Source organism: Pseudomonas canadensis, from assembly GCF_030980095.1.
In the GTDB taxonomy this organism is placed as follows: Bacteria; Pseudomonadota; Gammaproteobacteria; order Pseudomonadales; family Pseudomonadaceae; genus Aquipseudomonas; species Aquipseudomonas canadensis.
Window position 1 is genome coordinate 5,928,603 of sequence record NZ_CP133298.1, and the last position, 22,592, is coordinate 5,951,194.

The 22,592-nt window shown below is 61.8% G+C and carries 19 protein-coding genes; 4 read left to right on the forward strand and 15 right to left on the reverse strand.

Annotation, left to right across the window (positions count from 1 at the left end):
* Positions 1–91: 91 nt before the first annotated feature.
* The 4 genes from RB216_RS27675 to RB216_RS27690 all read right to left on the reverse strand — a co-directional run bounded on the left by RB216_RS27675 (position 92) and on the right by RB216_RS27690 (position 5,399).
* Positions 92–2,539, reverse strand: coding sequence for a TonB-dependent siderophore receptor (locus RB216_RS27675; RefSeq protein ID WP_308908105.1), 2,448 nt, complete (start codon positions 2,537–2,539; stop codon positions 92–94).
* A gap of 132 nt (positions 2,540–2,671) precedes the next feature.
* Entirely contained in the window at positions 2,672–3,619 is a 948-nt protein-coding gene (locus tag RB216_RS27680; protein WP_308908106.1) for a FecR family protein, read from the reverse strand.
* Complete coding sequence (locus RB216_RS27685) at positions 3,616–4,149, reverse strand: RNA polymerase sigma factor (protein ID WP_028618331.1); 534 nt, start codon at positions 4,147–4,149, stop codon at positions 3,616–3,618. Before RB216_RS27685 ends, RB216_RS27680 begins: the two co-directional genes overlap by 4 nt.
* 191 nt (positions 4,150–4,340) lie before the next feature.
* On the reverse strand, positions 4,341–5,399 hold the full coding sequence (locus RB216_RS27690) for an HAD family hydrolase (RefSeq protein ID WP_028618332.1): 1,059 nt from the start codon (positions 5,397–5,399) through the stop codon (positions 4,341–4,343).
* 241 nt (positions 5,400–5,640) lie between these two features.
* Here RB216_RS27690 and RB216_RS27695 point away from each other — a divergent pair, with 241 nt between their 5' ends.
* Positions 5,641–7,032 (forward strand): L-cystine transporter, encoded by a 1,392-nt coding sequence (locus RB216_RS27695; protein ID WP_028618333.1) that lies wholly within the window; start codon positions 5,641–5,643, stop codon positions 7,030–7,032.
* A gap of 77 nt (positions 7,033–7,109) precedes the next feature.
* Here RB216_RS27695 and RB216_RS27700 read toward each other — a convergent pair whose 3' ends face one another.
* Positions 7,110–7,622, reverse strand: coding sequence for a dihydrofolate reductase (locus RB216_RS27700; protein WP_028618334.1), 513 nt, complete (start codon positions 7,620–7,622; stop codon positions 7,110–7,112).
* 69 nt (positions 7,623–7,691) lie between these two features.
* Between RB216_RS27700 and RB216_RS27705 the strand changes: the two genes are divergently transcribed.
* Complete coding sequence (locus RB216_RS27705) at positions 7,692–9,062, forward strand: DUF2868 domain-containing protein (RefSeq protein ID WP_028618335.1); 1,371 nt, start codon at positions 7,692–7,694, stop codon at positions 9,060–9,062.
* Positions 9,055–10,422: a DUF3482 domain-containing protein gene (locus RB216_RS27710; protein WP_308908107.1), complete on the forward strand. Its 1,368-nt coding sequence runs from the start codon at positions 9,055–9,057 to the stop codon at positions 10,420–10,422. Before RB216_RS27705 ends, RB216_RS27710 begins: the two co-directional genes overlap by 8 nt.
* Here the strand turns inward: RB216_RS27710 and RB216_RS27715 are convergent.
* From RB216_RS27715 to RB216_RS27745, 7 genes are all read right to left on the reverse strand, one after another.
* The gene (locus RB216_RS27715; protein ID WP_308908108.1) at positions 10,419–10,973 is read right to left on the reverse strand and encodes a phosphonate degradation HD-domain oxygenase; all 555 of its coding nucleotides are present in this window, start codon (positions 10,971–10,973) and stop codon (positions 10,419–10,421) included. The genes RB216_RS27710 and RB216_RS27715 overlap by 4 nt on opposite strands.
* Positions 10,973–12,106, reverse strand: coding sequence for a TIGR03364 family FAD-dependent oxidoreductase (locus RB216_RS27720; protein ID WP_308908109.1), 1,134 nt, complete (start codon positions 12,104–12,106; stop codon positions 10,973–10,975). Before RB216_RS27720 ends, RB216_RS27715 begins: the two co-directional genes overlap by 1 nt.
* A gap of 129 nt (positions 12,107–12,235) precedes the next feature.
* Entirely contained in the window at positions 12,236–13,249 is a 1,014-nt protein-coding gene (locus RB216_RS27725; protein WP_016975997.1) for a putative 2-aminoethylphosphonate ABC transporter substrate-binding protein, read from the reverse strand.
* Positions 13,250–13,270: 21 nt separating this feature from the next.
* Positions 13,271–14,977, reverse strand: coding sequence for a putative 2-aminoethylphosphonate ABC transporter permease subunit (locus tag RB216_RS27730; protein WP_308908110.1), 1,707 nt, complete (start codon positions 14,975–14,977; stop codon positions 13,271–13,273).
* A 1-nt stretch (position 14,978) separates the two neighbouring features.
* Complete coding sequence (locus RB216_RS27735) at positions 14,979–16,043, reverse strand: putative 2-aminoethylphosphonate ABC transporter ATP-binding protein (protein WP_028618341.1); 1,065 nt, start codon at positions 16,041–16,043, stop codon at positions 14,979–14,981.
* Between the two features lie 184 nt (positions 16,044–16,227).
* Positions 16,228–17,091 (reverse strand): LysR family transcriptional regulator, encoded by an 864-nt coding sequence (locus tag RB216_RS27740; RefSeq protein WP_028618342.1) that lies wholly within the window; start codon positions 17,089–17,091, stop codon positions 16,228–16,230.
* A gap of 16 nt (positions 17,092–17,107) precedes the next feature.
* A complete protein-coding gene (locus RB216_RS27745; protein ID WP_308908111.1) occupies positions 17,108–19,366 on the reverse strand; it encodes a heavy metal translocating P-type ATPase in 2,259 nt (752 codons plus the stop codon).
* A gap of 85 nt (positions 19,367–19,451) precedes the next feature.
* On the opposite strand from RB216_RS27745, the gene cadR reads away from it, so the two are divergent.
* A complete protein-coding gene (cadR, locus tag RB216_RS27750; RefSeq protein WP_308908112.1) occupies positions 19,452–19,892 on the forward strand; it encodes a Cd(II)/Pb(II)-responsive transcriptional regulator in 441 nt (146 codons plus the stop codon).
* A gap of 68 nt (positions 19,893–19,960) precedes the next feature.
* Here cadR and RB216_RS27755 read toward each other — a convergent pair whose 3' ends face one another.
* The 3 genes from RB216_RS27755 to RB216_RS27765 all read right to left on the reverse strand — a co-directional run bounded on the left by RB216_RS27755 (position 19,961) and on the right by RB216_RS27765 (position 22,522).
* Positions 19,961–20,794 (reverse strand): thymidylate synthase, encoded by an 834-nt coding sequence (locus tag RB216_RS27755; protein ID WP_028618344.1) that lies wholly within the window; start codon positions 20,792–20,794, stop codon positions 19,961–19,963.
* 54 nt (positions 20,795–20,848) lie between these two features.
* Positions 20,849–21,661, reverse strand: coding sequence for a prolipoprotein diacylglyceryl transferase (gene lgt, locus RB216_RS27760; protein ID WP_010207296.1), 813 nt, complete (start codon positions 21,659–21,661; stop codon positions 20,849–20,851).
* 78 nt (positions 21,662–21,739) lie between these two features.
* Positions 21,740–22,522, reverse strand: a complete 783-nt coding sequence (locus RB216_RS27765; protein WP_028618345.1) for a sulfite exporter TauE/SafE family protein — start codon at positions 22,520–22,522, stop codon at positions 21,740–21,742.
* Between the last annotated feature and the right edge of the window lie 70 nt (positions 22,523–22,592).

The window sequence follows — 22,592 nt, forward strand, 5'->3', positions numbered from 1 at the left end:
TCGCGAATGCGTTGGATCAGTCAATGAAGTGTCAACTGACACTGCGCATTCGCGAGCAAGCCCGCTCCCACATAAGGCTATGCGTAATGGCTCAGAATTGGGGGGTGTAGGTCATGGTGAACATCACATTGCGCGGGTCGCCATAGTAGTTACTACCCCAGTTCGCGTTATACGCAGGGATGTAGTACTTCTTGTCGAACATATTATTCAGGTTCGCCGCGACGGTGAATTCCTGGTTGATCTTGTAGGCCACCCGCGAATCCCACAAGGCATTGCCGGGCACGCTGAATGTGCGGTCATAGGCGACGGTGCTGCTTTGCGCGGTCACACCGGCGCCGACACTGACGTCGCTCCAGTCCCCCGGCAACTGGTAGTCACCCCAGACCTTGAGCAGGTGCTTGGGCGTCCAGGTGCTGAAGATCTTGCCTTCGTAAGTGTCGTCCTTGATGAATTTTGTGGTGTTGTAGGTGTAGCTGGAAACCAGTTGCAGGCCCGGCAGCACCTCACCGCTCAAGGTGGCCTCGAAGCCCTGGCTGCGAACCTTGCCGGACGCGAGCGAGCAGTACCAGCCGCCACAAACCTTGCCGCCTTGCAGGTCTTGAGCCGCACGGTTTTCCTGGTCATAGCGGAAGACCGCGAACGACGTATTGAGGCGGCCATCCGCCAGTTCGCCTTTCAGGCCCAGCTCGTAGTTCTGGCCCTCAATGGGCTTGAGCACGGTCAATGAGGTGGTCAGGTTGGTTTGGGGCTCAAAGGCGTCGGTATAGCTGGCATAGGCCGACCATTGCTCGTTGAGCGCATAAACCAGGCCGGCGTAGGGCGTGACGTGACCATTGCTTTGCGTGGTGCTGCTGGTCGGCTCGCCGTACACCCCCCTGGCACCGCTCTCGTCCTTATAGGAATAGTCATACCAACTGGTACGTGCACCGAGGATCAACGTCAGCGGGTCCAGTACTTGGACGCGCCAGGTGCCATAAATCCCCTTCTGGCGAATGTCATACCAGCTCTTCGTCGCATTCCCTGCCTGGAACAACTGGTTCCTGTCGCGCTGCGGACGGTTGTGGTCGATATTGAAGATATCCGCCCCCGGCGTCGCCGCGCGCGCCCAGAAATCATCTGTGGTGAGTTTGGAATAGTTGGCGCCCAGCACCATCTCCTGCCGCAACCCCAGGCCTTCGAACTTACCGTCGACATACACGTCCACACCGCGACTCTTGGTGTTGAAATCAGTGACCCAGTCCACGTAACGCACGGTGCCGGTGTCACCGGGATTGGGGATGGTGTCCCACGTGGCCTGGTAGGTCGCGTCGTTGTGCTCATCCATGGCCACCAGAGCAGCCTTCACTTTCCAGTCATCGTTGAAGCGATGCTCGATATCGGCAAACACCTGGGTCTGGTTATTGACGTTACGGTTCCAACTGGCGCCGACAAAGGTCGAGCGCGACAGGCCGATATCGCTGCCGTTGGCATACCGGGGCAGCGACATGAAGTTGGGCCGCGAGTGCCCCTTCTGGTTGCTGATGCCCACGCCGACGGTGGTGTCTGGCGTGAAGTCGTAGTCCACCGCGGCATAAACCGTCTGGTTCCAACCGCCGGCGTAATCGACAAAAGAATCGGTCGTGTCGTAATCAGCCACAAAACGGCCGCGCAAGGTGCCTTCGGTATTGAGCGGGCCACCCGCGTCCACTTGTGTGCCGTAGTGGTCCCAGGAACCGGCCTTGGCAGTGACGGTGACAGTCGGCGCCTGTTGCCCGCGCTTGCGCACCAGGTTCATCGTGCCGCCGGGGCTGTTCGCGCCCTGCAGCAAGGCGGCCGGACCACGCAAGGTTTCCACGCGGTCATAGATCGCCATGTTTTCGGTGAGGTAGCTGCCCAGCGCGTAGGTGTTGCGCGGAATGCCGACGCCGTCGTATTGCAGGGTGCCGACCTCAAAACCACGGGAGAAGATAAACATGCCAGGGCCAGGGGACTTGGTCGCCGTCAGGCCGGGGGTGCGCTTGACCACTTCGGAGAGTTTGGTGGTGTTCTGGTCGTCCATCTGCTTGCGGGTCATGACGCTGACCGATTGCGGGATGTCCTTGAGCTTTTGCTCGCCTTTGCCGAGGGTCACGGCACCGGTGGTGTAGGAGCCGGTGCCTTCGGTGGTCGCCCCCAAGCGTTCAGCGCTGATGGTGGTGGCACCGACTTCGAGAGCGCCGCCGGTGTCCACGCGTTTTTCCAGGGTGACGGTATCGGCGTTGATAAACGCCGCGCTCAGCCCAGTGCCGCCGAGCAGCTGCCCCAAGGCTTCACGTTGGCCCAGATTGCCACTCACCCCCGGCGACACCACCCCTTGGGTCAATTCACCACTCACCAACACCTGCACCCGTGTCACCGCCGAAAAAGCTGCCAGCGCACCGTCCAGGCTCTGCCCTGGAATATCAAAACGGTAGGTCTGTGCCTGAGTGGTCTCAGCGGCCTGCAAGTACAGCGGTGCGGTGCCGCAGGCCAAGGAAATGGCCAGTGCCAGCAAGGGCCGTGCGGCGTATCGGTGTGCCATGGATGAAGCTCCCCGGTGCAAAAAAGTCTGTGATCGGCGCCGCACTACTTGAGAGTGCTTACTATTTACGCCTCAGTGATCAAGGACGATGGCTCGCGGGGAAACCCTGAAACTATTTTGAAAAAGTTGTCGTCAGGACGCTTTGCCTTCGCGCAACACCAGCAAATACGGGGTGTAGTACTCGGCGTGCAGGTTGAGGGTGTATTCCAGCGCCTTGATCACAGCGTCGGGTTTGTCGATCTCGAACACGCCGGACACCACGCGATTGCGCAGCGCATCGCCCAGCACCAGAGTCTTGCCGGGCCAGTAGCGATTCAACTCGCTGACCACTTCCGACAGCGGCTGCTGGCGGAACACCAGTTGCCGTTGGCGCCAGGCGAAACCGCTGGCCGGGTCGAAGCCATGTACCTCTGCGAGGTGCTGATCCTGATACTCCACCGCCCGGCCTGGCTCCAGGTAGACCGGCTCACCACTGCCCGCACTGACCTGCACCTTGCCCTGCGCCACCTGCACACGCGTCTGTGCATCACGCCGCGCCACGCTGAATTGGGTGCCGACCACCTTCACCCAGCCATCGCCGGACTGCACCACGAAAGGCCGCGCCGGGTCCTTGGTCACGCTGAAAAACCCTTCGCCACGCAGCAGACGAATCTGACGCTCACCGCCGCTCATGCGCACTTGAATCGCGCTGTCAGTGTTGAGTTGCAACTGGGAGCCGTCGGCCAGTTCGACTGTGCGCGATTCGCCGGTGCGGGTGGCGTAGTCCGCGCGCAGGCGGTCGAGCCAGGGGGTGTTTTGCACGGTCAAGCCCACTGCCAGCAATATGGCAGCGGCATATGCCCAACGGCGCGCAGGTTGGCGCCAGGCAGCCTGTTCGGCGCGGCGGATCACCCGCGCCGGTTCACGCAAACCGCCGAGCATGGCCTGCACTTCCTGCCAAGCGTCATCCTGTGGCTGGCCCTGCCCAAGCCAGGCGGCAAAGGCGTCCATTTCGGCGGCCGTGACATCTTCGGCCTGTAGGCGGAAATACCAGCCAGACGCTTCTTCGAACAATTCGTCGGCAGTGGGTGTGGCGGTCATGACCGACGTCCTTGTGTGTCGCTGGCGAGCCGCGTCTTGATGTAGGCGCGGCATTCAATCAAGGCGCGACGCAATTGGTATTCCACGCTGCGCGGGGTGATCGACAGTCGCTCGCCAATCTCGCGGTAGGAAAGTTCGTCGACATGATAGAGCAGGAAGATCTGCCGAGTCGCCTCGGGCAACGCCAGGATAGCGTCCTGCATCAGTTGCTCCTGCTGATAGGCAGCCAATTGCTCATCGGCGCCAGGATTGCTGCAAGGCAATTCTTCACTGGGTTCACCGGCATCCAGGCGCTCGCGGCGAATGGCCTGGCGTTGGTGATCACGCACCAGGTTGCTGGCGATGGTGAAAAGGAAGGCTGGGAGGTTGTCGATCTTCTCGCCGGAATCCAGGCGCGCCAGGCGCAGGAACGATTCCTGGGTCAAGTCAGCGGCCACCTGAGCGCTGCCCGTGCGACGGGTGACGAAGGCCTCGAGGGCTTTCTTCTGCTCCGCGAACAGGCGCGCGATCTGCGAATTCCAGGAGGACACAGCACTACCTTGAGAAGAACGGAGGGTTCAGGAAGTGCGCACGCTAGCAGAGGATGAGATTGGTTCGCAATTGATATCTATTTTGCCGACCTCTGTAGGAGCCGGCTTGCCGGCGATGACGGCCTTGAGTCTTGCATTGATCTCACTGACGCCATCGCGGGCAAGCCGGGCTCCTACAAGGTTGCGTCGGGCTACTGGATTTCGTCAGGCTTGACGATCACCCAGTTCTTGTCCGCCGTCACCGGCAACCCTTCCTTGGCCTGCGCCGCCGCATGCTTGGCGATCATGCCGTTCAGTTGGGTCATGTATTTGTCCTTGCGGTTGATCCACAGGTGGATGCCGCCCTTGGCCACATCCACATCGTGGAACAGCATGTAGCCATCGCTGGTCGGCGTGTCGCCACCTACCAATACCGGTTTTTTCCACTCGTCGATGTAGGTGAGGATTGCCGCGTGCTTGCCCGCCATCCAGGTCGCCGGGGTCCACAGGTAAGGGGTGAGTTCCAGGCCGAGGTTGGCCTTCTCGTCATATTTGCCGGCGGTGATCTGTTTGCGTGCGGTGGTCAGTTCGCCGGTCTTGCGGTCCTTGAGCAGGGTGGTCACGCCGATGACGTTCTCGGGTTTGACGTTGTAGCCGTACTTCGGATCGGCGGCGACCATGCGCACCAGTTCTTCCGAGGCGGCGGTCATCACATACACCTCGATGCCGTTTTCCATCAGCTTGTTGTACAGCTCGGCCTGGCCGGTGAAGACTTTCGGCGGTTGCACCTCGGACTTCTTCACCACATCGCCTTCGAAATAGCTGACGGGCACGGGCTTGCCGGAGGCCATCAGCTCATCGACCTGCACTTTGAGTTCCTTGAGGGTGAACCCCGAAAACACCTGGGCGACCCACGGATAGCAGACCATGTCGTCCACTTCGCAGAGGCGATAGTAGTAACTGAACAGACTTTCCTTATGGTCGGCGGTGTCTTTGAAAGGCATAAGCTTGAGCGACGGATCAAGGCTGTCGCGGGTGATCAGGCCTTTGTTTTCCATGTAGGGCAGCAGGGATTCTTCGAGGTCGTAGCGGTAACTGGTGTTGTCCATGTCGAACACCGCGAAGTTACCCTTGTTGGCGTTGGCGGCGATCATTTCGTTCAGTTGCTTGGCGGCGGGGGCCGGCCAGTGTTTCAACTCGGTGGCGGCCATGGTTTGGCCGGCAAGGCCAAGGCACAGCGCGGCGGCAAACAATCTCGAAGCGAGCTTCATATGCGTTTTCTCCCTGAGTGAAAGACACCGACGCTAACAAATCCCTGTGACGGTTATCGCCCGAGCGCGACCGCTTGCGTCGTGATCGCGCCAACGGCATGTGCCTGAGCGTCAAACGCTTATTCCAAAAACGACAGCCACCATTCCATATCGATATTAAATCAATATATTTCAAGCTGTTAGGCTTTCCGGTTCGCAATCGCAGGCTCACGCGATTGGCTGCCTTCTCAACGGAGCTTCAATGAATCTGCCCCTGATTCTCAACTTACTGGTGTTCGTGGCCCTGTTGCTGGGCCTGGCACAAACCCGTCGTACTAACTGGAGCCTCGCCAAGAAGGTCCTGTTCGCCCTCGTGCTCGGTGTGGTGTTCGGCACCGTTCTGCACACGATCTACGGCGATGGCAATCCGGTGCTCAAGGCCTCCATCGGCTGGTTCGATCTGGTCGGCAACGGCTACGTACAACTGCTGCAAATGATCGTGATCCCGCTGGTATTTGCCTCGATCCTCAGCGCTGTGGCCCGTCTGCACAACGCCTCGTCGTTGGGCAAGATCAGCTTCTTGACCATCGGCACGCTGCTGTTCACCACCGCAATTGCGGCGCTGATCGGTATCGGCCTGACCAACCTGTTCGGCCTCACCGCCGAAGGCCTGGTGGCCGGCACCCAGGAAATGGCGCGCCTGCAAGTGATCCAGAGTGATTACGCCGGCAAGGTTGCCGACCTGAATATCCCGCAACTGCTGCTGTCGTTCGTGCCGGCCAACCCGTTTGCCGACCTGGCCCGGGCCAAGCCGACCTCGATCATCAGCGTGGTGATTTTCGCCGCTTTCCTAGGGGTTGCCGCGCTGCAACTGCTCAAGGATGACGTGGAAAAAGGCCAGAAAGTGCTCAACGCGATCGACACCCTGCAAGCCTGGGTGATGCGTCTGGTGCGCCTGGTGATGAAGCTGACCCCGTACGGCGTATTGGCGCTGATGACCAAAGTGGTCGCCGGTTCCAACCTGCAAGACATCATCAAGCTCGGCAGTTTTGTCGTGGTCTCGTACCTGGCCCTGGGCCTGATGTTTGTGGTGCACGGCCTGCTGCTGTCCCTGGCCGGGATCAACCCGCTGCGTTTCTTCCGCAAAGTGTGGCCGGTGCTGACCTTTGCCTTCACCAGCCGCTCCAGCGCGGCGGCGATCCCGCTGAGCATTGAAGCGCAGACCCGTCGCCTGGGCATCCCACAGTCCATCGCCGGTTTCGCTGCCTCGTTTGGCGCGACCATCGGCCAGAACGGTTGCGCCGGTCTTTACCCTGCGATGTTGGCGGTGATGGTCGCGCCGACCGTAGGCATCAACCCGCTGGACCCGCTGTGGATCGCGACCTTAGTGGCGATCGTGACCTTGAGTTCGGCAGGCGTTGCCGGCGTGGGCGGCGGTGCGACCTTCGCCGCGCTGATCGTGCTGCCGGCCATGGGCTTGCCAGTGTCACTGGTGGCGCTGCTGATTTCCGTAGAGCCGCTGATCGACATGGGCCGTACGGCGCTGAACGTAAATGGCTCGATGACCGCCGGTGCGATCACCAGCCAGGTCATGGGGCAGACGGATAAGGCGCTGTTGAATGCGGATGAGCATGCGGAGTTAGCGCAGGCTTGATAGACCGCTATCGCCGGCAAGCCGGCTCCTACAGGGTAACGCAATCAACTGTAGGAGCCGGCTTGCCGGCGATGCTCCTAGGCCTTTTCCCAAACCTCGAAGTTATACGCCGGCTTATCTCCCTCAGCCGCATTCTCGACATTCGACACCAGCTTCCACTGCTTCGTATCAAACTCCGGAAACCAAGCATCCCCTTCCGGACTCAACGCCACCCGCGTCAAATACAGGCGATCCGCCTGCTCCAGCCCCTGCGCATACAATTGCGCACCGCCGATCAGCATCAACTCGTCCACGCCTTGCGCCTTGGCCCATGCTTCAGCGCGCTCTACCGCCGCCTCCAGTGACGGAAAAACTTCCGCACCTTCAAGCGCCAGATCGGTCTGACGGCTAACCACGATGTTCAAGCGCCCCGGCAACGGTCGGCCCAGGGAATCCCAGGTCTTGCGCCCCATGATGATCGGCTTGCCAAGCGTGGTGGCCTTGAAATATTTGAAATCCCCCGGCAAATGCCAGGGCATGCTGTTGTCGACGCCGATCACACGGTTTTCACCGAGGGCTGCGATCAGGCTTAAAGGGAGAGTTTTTTTCATGGCGACGAGAATACCAGAGCCCCGAGCCAGGGGTTATGCTCCAGACTCACAAACACAACAGGACTACGCGTGACTCCACTGCACACACTCTGGCTGACAGAAACCGTGCGCCTGCGCGAAGAACACGCCGGCCCGCTGGAAGACCTGGAAGCCAACCGCCTGGCCCGCACGGCCGGGGGCGACCTGCCGACACGTATCCAGCAGCGCGCCTTGCACCTGGCCGAACGCGATGGGCTCACAGCGGCCCTCACCCGCTGGCTGCAAGGTGCGCGTCTGGCGCTGGTGCTGCTGGCAATCGTCGCGGTCATCAGCGGCGCAGGCCTGGCGTTTGCTGCACTGGGCAACGGTCTAACGCCGGTGAATGTGTTCTGGGCCTTGGGCAGCCTGCTTGGCTTGAACCTGATCCTGCTGATCAGTTGGGCGTTCGGCCTGCTGTTTGCCGGCGAACACAGTGCCAGCCTGGGGCGACTATGGTTGTGGCTCAGCGAAAAATTCGCCCGTGATGCCAAAGCCGCCCAACTGGCGCCAGCACTGTTACTGCTACTGCAACGGCAGAAACTCAATCGCTGGGCCGTAGGGGCGCTGGTCAACAGTCTATGGTTGTTGGCGTTGCTCAGCGCCATGGTGATTCTGCTCACGCTACTCGCTACCCGCCGCTACGGCTTCGTGTGGGAAACCACCATTCTCGGTGCCGACACCTTCGTCGCCGTCACCCAGGCCCTCGGCACCTTGCCTGCTCTGTTGGGCTTCAATGTGCCGACCGTCGAGATGATCCGCGCCAGCGGCGACTCCGCCCTGAATATCGAAAGCGCCCGCCAAGCCTGGGCCGCATGGCTGGTCGGCGTGCTGCTGGTCTATGGCCTGCTGCCCCGCCTGATCCTCGCGTTGCTGTGCCTGTGGCGCTGGAAACGCGGGCGCGCCGCCCTGCGCCTGGACCTCAACCTGCCTGGCTACAGCCCATTGCGCGAGCGTCTGATGCCGAGCAGCGAACGCCTCGGGGTCAACGATGCCGCGCCCGAGCAGTTGCACCACGTCAGCGGCGGCGTCAGTGAACTGGAAAGCGACGGCGCCCTGCTGGTTGCCATCGAACTGGACGACCAACATCCCTGGCCGCCCAAACTGCCCGCCAGCGTGAAGAACGCCGGCATCCTCGACAGCCGCGAATCACGCCACAAACTGCTGGAGCAACTCTCGCGCTTCCCGCCCGCACGCCTGGCCGTCGCCTGCGACCCACGGCGCTCGCCGGATCGCGGCAGCCTGGCGCTGATCGCCGAACTCGCGCGCAGCGCCACCGCCACCCGCGTGTGGCTGCTGCAAGCGCCACCCGGCCAGGCGCTGGACGCCGAACGCCTAGGCGACTGGCACGCCGCGTTGCAGCAACTGGAGTTACCTTTCGCCGACTGCGCGCCGTTGAACTGGCTGGAGACGGGTCATGACTAAACCGCTGAAACTCGCCGTGGTCGGCCACACCAATGTCGGCAAGACCTCGTTGCTGCGCACCCTCACGCGTGATGTTGGCTTCGGTGAAGTCTCCCATCGCCCCAGCACGACACGGCATGTGGAAGGCGCGCGCTTGTCGGTGGACGGCGAAGCCTTGCTGGAGCTGTACGACACACCCGGCCTGGAAGACGCCATCGCCCTGCTCGATTACCTGGAACGCCTGGATCGCCCCGGCGAACGCCTCGATGGGCCGGCCCGCCTGACGCGCTTCCTGGAAGGCAGCGAAGCCCGCCAGCGTTTCGAACAGGAAGCCAAGGTGCTGCGCCAACTGCTGGCCTCCGATGCCGGCTTGTATGTGATCGACGCCCGCGAGCCGGTGCTGGCCAAGTACCGCGACGAGCTACAAGTGCTGGCCAGTTGCGGCAAGCCGTTGCTGCCCGTGCTTAATTTCGTCAGCAGCAGCGACCACCGCGAGCCAGACTGGCGCGAAGCCCTGGCCCGCCTTGGCCTGCATGCGCTGGTGCGATTTGACAGCGTAGCGCCGCCGGAAGACGGCGAACGGCGCTTGTACGAAAGCCTCGCCCTGCTACTGGAAAGCGCGCGACCACAGTTGGAGCGCTTGATTCTTTACCAGGTGGCCCAGCGCCAGGCCCGCCAGCAAAGTGCTGCGCGACTGATCGCCGAACTGCTGATCGACTGCGCCGCCTGTCGCCGCAGTGTGGTCACTGAAGATGAGCAACAAGCCATCAGCGACCTGCGCAAAGCCGTGCGCCAGCGTGAACAAAAATGTGTGGAAGCCCTGCTCAAATTATTTGGCTTCCGCCCACAAGACGCCGCCGCCAGCGACTTGCCTTTGCTCAACGGGCGCTGGGGCGATGACCTGTTCAATCCGGAAACCCTCAAGCAACTCGGCGTGCGCGTCGGTGGCGGGATCGCCGCAGGCGCGGCAGCGGGTGCGGGCGTGGACCTGCTAGTCGGCGGCCTGACCTTGGGCGCCGCCGCCCTGGCCGGCGCGATTGCCGGTGGCGCCCTGCAGACTGCGCGCAGCTATGGCAGCCGGTTGCTGGGCAAAATCAAAGGCCAGCGCGAGCTGACCGTAGATGACAGCGTGCTGCGCCTGCTCGCCCTGCGTCAGCGCCAGCTGCTCAAGGCCCTGAACCTGCGCGGCCATGCGGCGATGCACAGCATCAAGGTCGATACACCCCAGGACAAGACCTGGCGCGAAGGCAAGTTGCCGGACGCGCTGCACAAAGCCCGCGCCCACCCGCAATGGTCGTCCCTCAACCCTCACGCCAGGCTCAGCCAGGCCGAGCGCCAAGAGCAGGTCGAAGCACTGGCCCAGCGCCTCGACGACGCCTAGGCCGCCAGCAACTGCCGCGCCTTGGCCTTGAGCACGTCGAGGTCGAGCACCGGTACATGCATCTCCTTGGCCTGTTCATCCCAATGACGCATGCGCAAACTCACGGCGCATAGCGGGTCCTGTTCGAACGCCTGGGCTTCTTCGGTGCTCATCACACCGCCCTGAAAGGCCAGGGTACGGCGGCTGGCCTCACTGAGGCGGGCGTAGTAGTCCGGCTGGCTGAAGGTCAGGTAACGCTTGGCCTGCACGTGGCATTCCACCAACCGGGCCATGCGTTCGCTGAAGCCCGCGCGGCGCAGGTAATCCGCCCCCAGCCGCTCATGACTGACCACGCCGTACCCGCCCATGTTCTCGCCGCCCTGGCCGCAGAGATGCCCGATGTCGTGGAAAAACGCCGCCAGCACCACTTCATCATCAAAGCCTTCGGCCATGGCGAGTTGCGCGGCCTGGGACATGTGCTCGATCTGCGACACCGGCTCGCCGATGTAATCCGCCGTGCCGTGCTGCTCATACAAGCCGAAGACCTCGGCGATGGTCTGTTCCGGGTTCATCACGCAGCTCCCCACAGGGTACTGATATTGTGCTCGGCCATCGCCGGCCCCACGCTCATGCCCACGCCCGTGTGCATCAACGCGGCGCTCACTCCCGGCGCCACGCGCAGGAATGAAAACGGCCCCGGCCCCCGCGAGCCGTACACACCCTGCCAACGCTCCACCACCTGAATTTTGCAGCCCAAGGTCTGCTCAGCCAGTTCGATCATCCAGTCATCCACCTGCTCGGCGTTGAAGGGCGACGCGTCGCTGCCGTAGTCATGGGAATCACCGATGATCAATTCGCCATGGGGCGTCGGGCTGATCAGAAGGTGAATGCCGTGTTCGTGCAGGTACGGAGCATCGCGCAGGATTTGCGCCTGCACCGGCGCCGCTTCCGGCAGGTCGGCGAAAGCGCCGTAGTGCACGCAGCTCAAGCCGGTGAGCAACGCGTGTTGCAGGTTCAGGTTGACGGCAGGTCGGGCACGCAACATTTGCAGACGGCAGATACTCGGATTGAGTTCGGCCATCGCTTCGGCCAGCAAGGTCTGGTAGTCGTGGCCGGAGCACACGATGATCTGTTCGCCGCGAAAGCTGCCTGCCGTGCTGTGCAACTGGCCCGGTTCAACGTCACGCACCAAGGTTGAGAAATAAAACTCCACGTTCAGCTCTTGCGCCAAGTAGTTGATCAGCGCTGGGATCGCTTCACGGGAATACAGTTGCTGATCGTCCTTGCCGTGCAGCGCAGCGCGGTGATGACGAAACTGGCCGCCATACAGGTCCTTCATCGCCGCGCCTTGCAGCAGTTCGACGTTGTAGCCGTGCTCTTGTGCACGTCCCTCACAGAAGGCTTCCAGCAAGTGTTCTTCCGCTTCAGTGCGGGCGAACAGGTACGCGCCGTTGCGCTTGAGTTGCAGCCCGGCGACATGCGCCCAATGGCCCCAAATGTCACGGCTTTGCCGTGCCAGGTCCAGCATCGCCCCCGGCGGTTGCCCGGTGACCAGGGCCTGGCCGAAGTTGCGCACCGAGGCGCCCAGTGGCGTGGCGCTGCGTTCGAACACCTTGACCTTGAGCCCGCGTTTGGCGGCGGCAAAGGCGTGGGACAGGCCGAGGATGCCGGCGCCGATAATCAGTAGATCACTGTGCTTCGTCATGGATTTCGCAGCCCTCTGTAGGAGCGAGCTTGCTCGCGAAGAGCGTCAACGATGACGCAGCGCTTCTGGTTGCTCGCGTCGCCTATTCGTTCTTCGCGAGCAAGCTCGCTCCTACAGGTAGAGGTAAAATTATTGTTTTTCCGACTTGCCGTCATAGCGCTTGCGCCATTCGGTCAAAATGCTGTCACGGTTCTTCGAGGCCCACGCGAAGTCGTTCTTGATCAGGCGTTGTTCATAGTCGGCTGGCAATTCGGTCTGCGGCTTGGCAATGCCAGGCTGAGCGAGGACGGCGAAGTTGTCCTTGTACAGGTCCATGGCAGCCGGGCTGGCGGAGAAATCCGCGAGCTTTTTCGCGGCGTCGGCGTTGTGGGTGCCTTTCATGACGGCAGTGGCTTCGATGTCCCAGCCCAGGCCTTCTTTCGGCAAGATGATGTCCAGCGGCGCGCCCTGGCGTTTCAACTGCACGGCCGGGTATTCGAAGGAAATACCGATCGGGAACTCACCCGAAGCCGCGAGCTTGCAAGGCTTGGAGCCGGAGTGAACGTACTGGCCGATGTTCTGGTGCAGATCGTCCATGTACTGCCAGCCTTGCTTCTCGCCGTAGGTCTGCAACCAGGCGCTGACGTCCAGGAAACCGGTGCCGGACGAGGCAGGGTTGGGCATGACGATCTTGCCCTTGTACTCAGGCTTGGTCAGGTCCTGCCAGCTCACCGGCTTGGTCAGGCCCTGCTTTTCGGCTTCGACGGTGTTGAAGCAAATCGTTGCGGCCCACACATCCATGCCGACCCAGGCCGGCGGGTTGGCGGCGTCGCGATAGTTCTTGCCGATCTTGTCCAGGTCCTTCGGCGCGTAGTTGTCCAGCATGCCCTGCTGATCGAGGATCGCCAGGCTGGAAGCGGCCAGGCCCCAGACTGCGTCGGCTTGCGGGCGGTCTTTCTCGGCCAGCAGCTTGGCGGTGATGATGCCGGTAGAGTCGCGCACCCATTTGATTTCGATATCAGGGTTGGCCTGTTCGAAGGCCTTTTTGTAGGTCTTCAACTGCTCGGCTTCGAGGGCCGTGTACACGGTCAACTCGGTCTTGGCGAAGGCATTCAGGCTGAATGCTGTCAGTACGGCAGCGACCAGCGCCAGGGGCTTGAACATGGAGCACCTCCTTCAGGGATATTATTGGCCGGGTGCGCTCTGGCGCCAGGCTTGGGAGCGGCGCAACGCGCCACGTGAGGCCCACGCCAGCAGCAGCGAGACGCCGGCTGAGGTGAACAGGATCAGGGTCGACATGGCCGCCGCGCCGCCCACGTTGCCGGCGTCGTCCATGTTCAACACGGCGACGGCGGCGAGGATGGTGTCGGGGCTGTAAAGGAAAATCGCGGCTGACACAGTGGTCATCGCCGACACAAACAGGTAGCGCACGATGTCCAGCAACGCCGGCAGACAGATCGGCACCGTCACTTTCAGGTAATGCCGGTACAGCGGTGCCTTGAGGGACAAGGCGGCGGCTTCGAACTCGGCGTCCAGTTGGCGCAGCGCCGTGGTGGCAGTCATCTGCGCGGTGGTCAGATAGTGAGCAATGGTGCACACCACCAGCAACGTCATGGTCCCGTAGAACACATGCAGCGGGTTTCCATTGAGGTTGAAAAAGAACACGTAGCCCAAGCCCAGCACCAAGCCCGGAACGGCCATCGGCACAAAGCTGAGCATGCGCAGGGCCAGGTTCAGCCCCTTCTGGCCCTTGGTCTTCTCCATCAGGTACGCGCCGGTGAAGATCAACACGCTGCCGATCAATGCGGTGCACAGCGCCATGGTCAGGCTGTTGCGATAGGCCAGCCAGCCGCCGCCAGCCGTGTCTTCGAACTGGTAGTGGTTGAGCGATAGCGACAGGTTGTACGGCCAGAACTTCACCAGCGACGAATACACCGCCATGCCGAACACCAGCAGTAACACGGCGCAGATCAGCAGCACGATGGCCAGGTAGCAGCCGTCCCTCATGCGTGATGGTGCTGGCTGAAACACTTGGGCACGGCCGCTCATGGAATCGCCATGACGGCGGCGCAGCCAGGCATCCACAGCAAAGCTGAACAGCGCCGGCAGCAGCAACACCATGCCGATCAGCGCGCCGCGACCGAACTGTTGCTGGCCGACCACCGCCTTGTAGGCTTCCAGCGCCAACACCTGATAATCGCCGCCAACCACCACGGGCACGCCGAAGTCGGTGATGGTCAGGGTGAACACCAGACAGAACGCGGCGAACACGGCCTGGCGCGTGGCCGGCCAGGTAATGCTGCGAAACGCCCGCGCCGGGCTGGCGCCCATGCTGGAGGCTGCATCGAACAGGCGCGCATCCGCCAGGGACAGCGCCGACAACAAAATCATCAAAGCGTGTGGGAAGGTGTAGATCACCTCACCCAGCACAATGCCCCAGAAGCCGTAGATATTGTCCGAGAGCAACCCGCGCAGCATGCCCTGGTTGCCGAACAAGTAGACCAGCGCAATGCCCGGCAACATCGACGGCGCCATCAACGGCAGCAACGACATGCCACGCCAGATCGCCTTGCCGGGGATCAACGTGCGTTGCAGGGCGTAGGCAAACAGGTAGGCCAGCGGTACGACGATAGCCGCCACGCTAAGGGAAACTTTCAGGCTATTGCCCAGCAGCCAGTGGAAGTTGGCGCTGGTGATCAGTTCCTGTGCAGCCACCAGACCACCGCCCTGCCCGGCTTCACTACTGAAACCGCGCCAGAAGATCGCCAGCAGCGGCATCAAGACAGCCAGGCCCAGCAGCAACAGCCACAGCAGTTTGCCGCCGACGACGAAAATTCGGTCACCGGTTTCGGCGCGGGACACCGGTCGTGGCAGCGTCATGACAGCGGCCATCTCAGGCAAACACCTGCAGGCTGCGCGGCGGCAAGGCCACCCAGATGTCCTGGGCGCCCAGGCGCGGCATGGCTTCCGGGGCCAATTCAGCGAGCAGCGGATGACCGGGCAGTTGCTCCAGCTCGAAACTCATGCGGCAACGGTTGCCGAGGAAAGTGATCTCGCGGACCTTGGCCGGAAACAGGTTTTCTTCATGCACCGGCGGGTTGACGCTGATCGCCTCAGGGCGGCAGAACAAGCGGCCTGACTTGGCCACACCGGCATCGTCGGCCAGGCGCATGTTCATCCCACCGACCTGGGCGTGACTGGCACTGTTGCGACTGAACGGCAACCAGTTGCCCTGGCCGACAAACTCCGCCACGAACGGCGTGGCCGGGCGGTCGTAGATCTCCTGGGGCGTGGCGTATTGCTCGACCTTGCCGTTGTTCATCACGGCGATGCGGTCGGCCATCAGCATGGCTTCGTCCTGGTTGTGGGTGACCATCAGCGTGGTGATGCCCAGGCGACGTTGCAGTTGGCGCAACTCGGTGCACAGATGCTCACGGACGCGGGCGTCGAGGGCCGACATTGGTTCGTCCAGCAACAACAGTGAAGGTGCAGGCGCCAGGGCTCGGGCCAGTGCGACGCGTTGTTGCTGTCCGCCGGAGAGTTGGCCGGGGTATTTCTTTTCGCTGCCGACCAGGCCGACCAATTCCAGCATCTGCCCGACACGCTTGCGCACTTCCTCGCGACCGCTGCCAGTGAGACCGTAGCCGATGTTCGCTTCGACGGTAAGGTTGGGGAAAAGCGCGTAGGACTGGAACAGAATGCCGTAGTCCCGTGCCTGGGGCGGCAGTAGGGAAACATCACGGCTGCCCAGGTACAGTTCGCCGCTGTCCTGGCGCTCCAGGCCAGCGATGCAACGCAGCAAGGTGGTCTTGCCGCAACCGGACGGGCCCAGCAGGCACACCAGTTCGCCGGCGGCGACGTCCAGGGAGACGTTGTCCAGCGCGGTGAAGGCGCCGAAGCGTTTCTGGATACCGCGCACTTTCATCGGCGCGCCGGGTTGGGTCAGGGCTGTGTTCATGCAAGGCACCTCATCGAACTGATGAAGCCCATGCTAGGCAGGCATTGCGTCCCTCATGTGGCAGAAAGGCAAAACCCGGCGATAGTGGTATTGGTGGATTTGGGTAGGACGCGAACACCATTGTGGTGAGCGGGCTTGCCCCGCGCGGGGCAAGCCCGCTCACCACAGAGATCTTACTCGACCGTTAGAGTGGAGACATTTCCTGCGCCAACCCCAGGAACGCCGCCGGCAATCGTGCGCCTTTGCGCTCCTTGAGGCAGTACAGGTACTCCGGAATCTGCGGCGCATTCTCGATAGTCAGCACGCGCAGTTGCGGGTCGTGTGGCACTTCCTGCCGCGCAATGATGCTGATGCCTATGTTGCGCAACACCGCCTCACGGATCGACTCGCGGCTGCCAATCTCCAGCAACGGGCCATAGCTCACGTTGGCGCTTTGCAAGAGTTCCTCAGTCAGGCTCCGCGTGGTTGAGCCCGCCTCGCGCATCAACAATGTGTGCCCGGCCAACGCCGAGAGCGGCACATGATCCAACTTGGCCAGCGGATGGTTGCGATGCACTGCCAGCACCAGCGGGTCGGTGCCCAGCACACGGCGGATCAGGCGCGGGTCCTCCAGCAGTTGCGAGGAGGCGGCGACGTCGACGCGGTAGTCGTCCAAGGCTTCAAGCACTTGTTGGGAGTTGCCGATTTCCACCGACACTTCCACTTGCGGCAGACGCTCGCGGAAGGCTTTGACCAGGTCGAGGATGTAGTAAGGCGCCGTGGCGGCAATCCTCAATGCGCCCTGGACCTGGCCACTGTTGCGCAGGAAAAACTCGATGTCCGCTTCTTGCTGCAACAGCGCCTTGACCATCGGCAGCAAGCGCGCACCCTCGTCGCTGACGGTGAGGCGGCGGCCGCCGCGGTAGAACAGCTCGACGCCGTACTGGCTTTCCAGGTTACGGATCTGGGTGGTGACCGTAGGTTGGCTCAGGCCGAGTTTTTTCGCCGCCTGGGTAATGCTGCCCAGGCGGGCGACCATGAAAAACGCCTTTAACTCGGCACTCAGCACACCACCCTCTCATCGTTTATTTGCGCAACAGGCGCAGGCCATTGAACACCACCAGCAGGGCCACGCCCATGTCGGCGAACACCGCCATCCACATGGTGGCCAAGCCCAGGAAGGTGACCACCAGGAAGATCGCCTTGATTACCAACGCCAGGGCGATGTTCTGCTTGAGGATACTCGACGTTTGCCGCGACAGACGAATGAATGCCGGAATCTTGCGTAAATCATCGTCCATCAAGGCCACGTCGGCGGTTTCGATGGCGGTATCGGTGCCCGCTGCGGCCATGGCAAAACCGATCTCGGCACGGGCCAACGCCGGGGCGTCGTTGATGCCGTCACCGACCATACCCACGCGGTGGCCTTGGCCGTAGAGCGATTCGATGGCTTGCAGCTTGTCCGTCGGCAACAGGTCACCCTGAGCCTGGTCGATGCCCACCTGGGCGGCAATCGCCTGGGCGGTATGAGTGTTGTCGCCGGTGAGCATCAGGGTCTTGATGCCCAGCTCGTGCAGTTGTTGGATAGCTTCGCGGCTGCTGTCCTTGACCGTGTCGGCCACAGCGAACAGTGCCAATGGGCCGGACTTATCGAGTAACAGCACCACCGATTTGCCCTGTTTTTCCAGGGCGAAGAGTTTTTCTTCCAGTTCCGGCGAGCACAGGCCCAGGTCTTCCACCAGGCGGTGGTTGCCCAGGTGGTAGGTTTCGCCGTTGATGTCGCCACGCACGCCTCGACCGGCCAGGGCCTCGAAGTTATCCACACCATGGGTGGGCAGGTTTTTATCCCCAGCCGCGTTGGCAATCGCCAGCGACACTGGGTGATCGGAACGCCCGGCCAGACTGGCGGCCAAAGCCGGCGCGCTGTCTGCGACATTGGGGAACAGCGCCAGGTAATCGGTTTGCACCGGCTTGCCGTGGGTGATGGTGCCGGTCTTGTCGAGGGCCAAATAATCGAGCTTGTAACCACCCTCCAAGTACACGCCGCCCTTGATCAAGATGCCTTTACGCGCCGCCGCCGCCAGGCCGCTGACGATGGTCACCGGGGTGGAAATCACCAGCGCACACGGGCACGCCACCACCAGCAGCACCAGGGCGCGGTAGATCCAGTCGAACCAGGCGCCGGCCATGAACAGCGGCGGAATAATGGCCACGCCGAGGGCGAACAGGAACACCGCCGGGGTGTAGATTTTCGAGAAGCTGTCGACAAAGCGCTGGGTCGGCGCGCGCGCGCCTTGGGCCTGTTCCACCGCGTGAATGATGCGCGCCAAGGTGGAGTTGTTGGCCGCTGCAGTGACTTTGTATTCCAGGGAACCGGCCTGGTTGATGGTGCCGGCGAAGACCTTATCGCCCACGGTCTTTTCGATCGGCAGGCTTTCACCGGTGATCGGCGCTTGGTCGATGGTGGATTGGCCGGCGGTGACTTCCCCGTCCAAGCCGATACGCTCGCCAGGTTTTACCCGCACGATTGCGCCCAACTCAATGCTTTTGACTTCTTTTTCAACCCAGGAACCATCAGCATGCCGCACCGTGGCTTGCTCCGGCGTCATCTGCATCAAGCCGCTGATGGCATTACGCGCACGGTCCAGGGACTTGGCTTCGATCAACTCGGCCACGGTGAACAGGAACATCACCATGGCGGCTTCCGGCCATTGGCCGATCAGGATCGCACCGGTGACGGCGATGCTCATCAGGGCATTGATGTTCAGGTTGAGGTTTTTCAGGGCAATCCAGCCCTTTTTGTACGTGGTGAGGCCGCCGCTGAGGATCGACACCAACGCTACCAATGCGATCACCCAGGTGGGCGCGACGCCACTGAAGTGCAGCACTTCGGCACCCAACGCACCCACGCCGGACAACGCCAGGGGCCACCAATGTTTCTTGGCCGGTGGCTCTGCGGCCGGGGTGCCCTCTTCGATCGGATCAGCCTGCATCCCCAGGGATTTGATCGCTTCGATGATCGGTGCAGTACTCGGCAAGTCGTGAGTGACGCCGAGGATGCGGTTGATCAGATTGAACTCCAGCTGCTGCACGCCGGCCAGCTTGCCCAGTTTGTTCTGGATCAGCGTCTGCTCGGTGGGGCAGTCCATGGCTTCGATGCGGAAAGTGCTCAGCCGCGAGCCGGCGGTGGGCGCCTCGCTCAGTTGCACCAGCGCCGGAGTTGGAGTGCCGGAACAGCAGGAGCCGCCGTGGCCGTGGTCATGTACAGGCGTGAGTTTTTTCGGGGCATGATCGTGGTCGTGATCATGCTCGTGTTTATGCGGGGTGTGGATGGAATCGCTCATTCTGTCGCGTCCGTAAAGGTGCCTGTTGCCAAGTAAAGACCCTGTAGCCACTATAGGGTCAAGCACCCATTTGGAGATTGCTGCGATGAAGATCGGCGAACTGGCCAAACTGACCGACTGCCGGGTGGAAACCATCCGTTACTACGAGAAGGAAGGCCTGCTGCCACCCCCGGCGCGCACCGACGCCAATTACCGCGTTTACACCCAAGCGTACACCGAGCGACTGGTGTTTATCCGTAATTGCCGCAGCCTGGACATGACCTTGGAAGAAATCCGCAGCCTATTGGGCTTGCGCGACAGCCCCCAGGACCAGTGCGAAAACGTGAATGCGTTGATTGACGAGCACATCCACCATGTGAAGGCGCGGATCGATGGGCTGTTGGCGTTGCAAGAGCAATTGCTGGACTTGCGCCAACGCTGTGGCGGCGGGCCCGAGTGCGGGATTCTGCAGCGGCTGGAAGTCAGCGGGAGTGTGGCAGCCAGCGAGGCTGAGCCCTCGCATGTAGGCAGAAGCCACGGCCACTAAATCAAGTGAACACCGGCTAAATGTGGGAGCGGGCAAGTCGAATCGTCGCACCGCCGCTCCCACATTGATCAGATGGCGACGTCGGCCTTGATGCTTGGGTCGGCGTCGTAACCGACGATTTCGAAGTCTTCAAACTTGTAGTCGTAGATCGACGCAGGCTTGCGCTTGATTACCAGCTCCGGCAGTTTCTTCGGCGTGCGCGCCAGCTGGGTCTGGATCTGCTCCATGTGGTTGCTGTAGGCATGGGTGTCGCCGGTGGTGACGATGATCTCGTGAGGGATCAGGTCGCACTGCTGGGCCAGCATATGGGTGAGCAAGGCCAGCGCGGCGGTGTTGTACGGCAGGCCGAGGAACACGTCGGAGCTGCGAATGTACAACTGCATCGACAGGTGACCGTCGTGCACAAACGCCTGGTACAGCAGGTGGCACGGCGGCAGGGCTTGCTTGCCGTTGCGCGCGTTTTCCTGCGGGCTCTGGGTCTCGTCGGGCAGGTACTCGACGTTCCAGCCGTGGAACAGGATGCGGCGGCTGTTGGGGTTGGTCTTCAGCGTGTGGACCATGTAATCGATCTGGTTGATCGTGCCACCGTCCTTGGTCGGCCAGGCGGTCCACTGTTCGCCGTACACCGGGCCCAGGTCACCGTCTTCGGTGGCCCATTCGTCCCAGATCTTTACGCCGTTTTCGTTGAGCCATTTGATATTGGTGTTGCCGCTCAACATCCAGATCAGTTCGTTGGCGATGCTTTTGAAGTGAAGCTTCTTGGTGGTCAGCAGCGGGAAGCCGTCGGCCAAGTTATGCCGATACTGACGGGCAAACACGGCCTTGGTGCCGGTGCCGGTGCGATCGCCCTTGGTCAATCCATTGGTCACGACGTCGTTCAGTAGTTCGAGATATTGCTTCATTTTTTTACCCGTATCGTTGAAGCCGAGGCTGCGCAACAGCCTCGGCATTCGAATTTAAAGCGCGGTGTTCTTCAAAGGTTGCGGGCGATTGTACGCCCACCACAGCAAGCCCAGGCCGCCGAGGATCATCGGCAAGCTGAGGATCTGGCCCATGGTCACCCAACCGAACGCCAAATAGCCCAACTGTGCGTCCGGCACGCGCACGAACTCGACGATGAAGCGGAAGATCCCGTAGAACAACGCGAACATGCCCGACACCGCCATGGTGGGGCGCGGTTTGCGCGAGAAGATGTACAGGATAAGGAACAGCGCCACGCCTTCCAATGCGAACTGATAAAGCTGCGACGGGTGGCGCGGCAGTTGCGCCGGGTCACTGAACGGCGGGAACACCATGGCCCACGGCACGTCGGTCGGCTTGCCCCACAGTTCGGCGTTGATAAAGTTGCCGATACGCCCGGCGCCCAGGCCGATCGGTACCATCGGCGCAACGAAGTCCATCAGCTGGAAGAACGATTTGCCGTTGCGACGGCCGAACCACCAGGCGGCGATCATCACGCCGATAAAGCCGCCGTGGAACGCCATGCCGCCCTTCCACACCTCGAAGATCAGCGTCGGGTTGGCGATGTACGCGGAGAGATCGTAGAACAACACATACCCCAGGCGTCCGCCGACAATCACCCCCATCGACAGCCAGAAAATCAGGTCGGAGAGTTTCTCCTTGGTCCAGGTCGGGTCGAACCGGTTCAGGCGTCGAGAGGCCAGAAACCAGGCACCGCCGATGCCGATCAGGTACATCAACCCGTACCAGTGGATTTTCAGCGGACCGATGGCCAGGGCCACCGGGTCGATCTGCGGGTAAGGCAGCATTGCGACTCCTCGTTAATCATTCGTTATGGCGACCGGGACCATGCCGGGCCGCGATTAAGCCTGCATTATTCAAATTCTTTAAAGCAAAAAGTTCAGACCGACACAGAACAACAGCCCGGCGAACAAGCGCTTGAGCAGACGCGGCGACAATCGATGTGCCAAGCGTGCGCCGAAGCGGGCAAACACCATGCTGGTCAGGGCAATGCCCAGCAGCGCCGGCAAATACACGAACCCTAGACTATGAGCGGGCAACAGCGGGTCATGCCAGCCCAGAATCATGAAACTTAATGCACTGGCCAGCGCAATCGGCAGGCCGCAGGCCGATGAAGTGGCCACCGCCTGCTGCATAGGCACGCTGCGCCAGGTCAAAAACGGCACCGTCAGCGAGCCGCCGCCAATCCCGAAAATCGCCGAGGCCCAGCCGATAAACGTACCGGCGACGGTCAAGCCAAACTTGCCCGGCACCGTCCGGCTGGCCTTGGGCTTCACCTCCAGTGCCAGTTGAACGGCCACCAGCAAGGCAAATACGCCGATGATCTTTTGCAGGTGCGGGCCGGAAATCGCCTCGGCGGTCAATGCGCCAAAACCGGCGCCGATCAGGATGCCCACGGTCATCCACACAAAGATCGGCCAACGCACCGCGCCCCGTCGATGATGCTCGCGCACAGCATTCACCGAGGTAAAAATGATGGTCGCCAGGGAGGTGCCCACGGCCAGGTGGGTCAGCACCTGCGGGTCGAATCCCTGCAAGGTGAAGCTGAACACCAGTACCGGCACGATGATGATCCCGCCGCCCACGCCGAACAGCCCGGCGAGTACACCCGCACAGGCACCGAGCAGCAAATACAGCAGAAATTCCATGGGAGCCCCCGAACCAAGTCCGGCATGTTAACGGATGGAAGGCATGCGACCCAACTGCATACGATGGAAC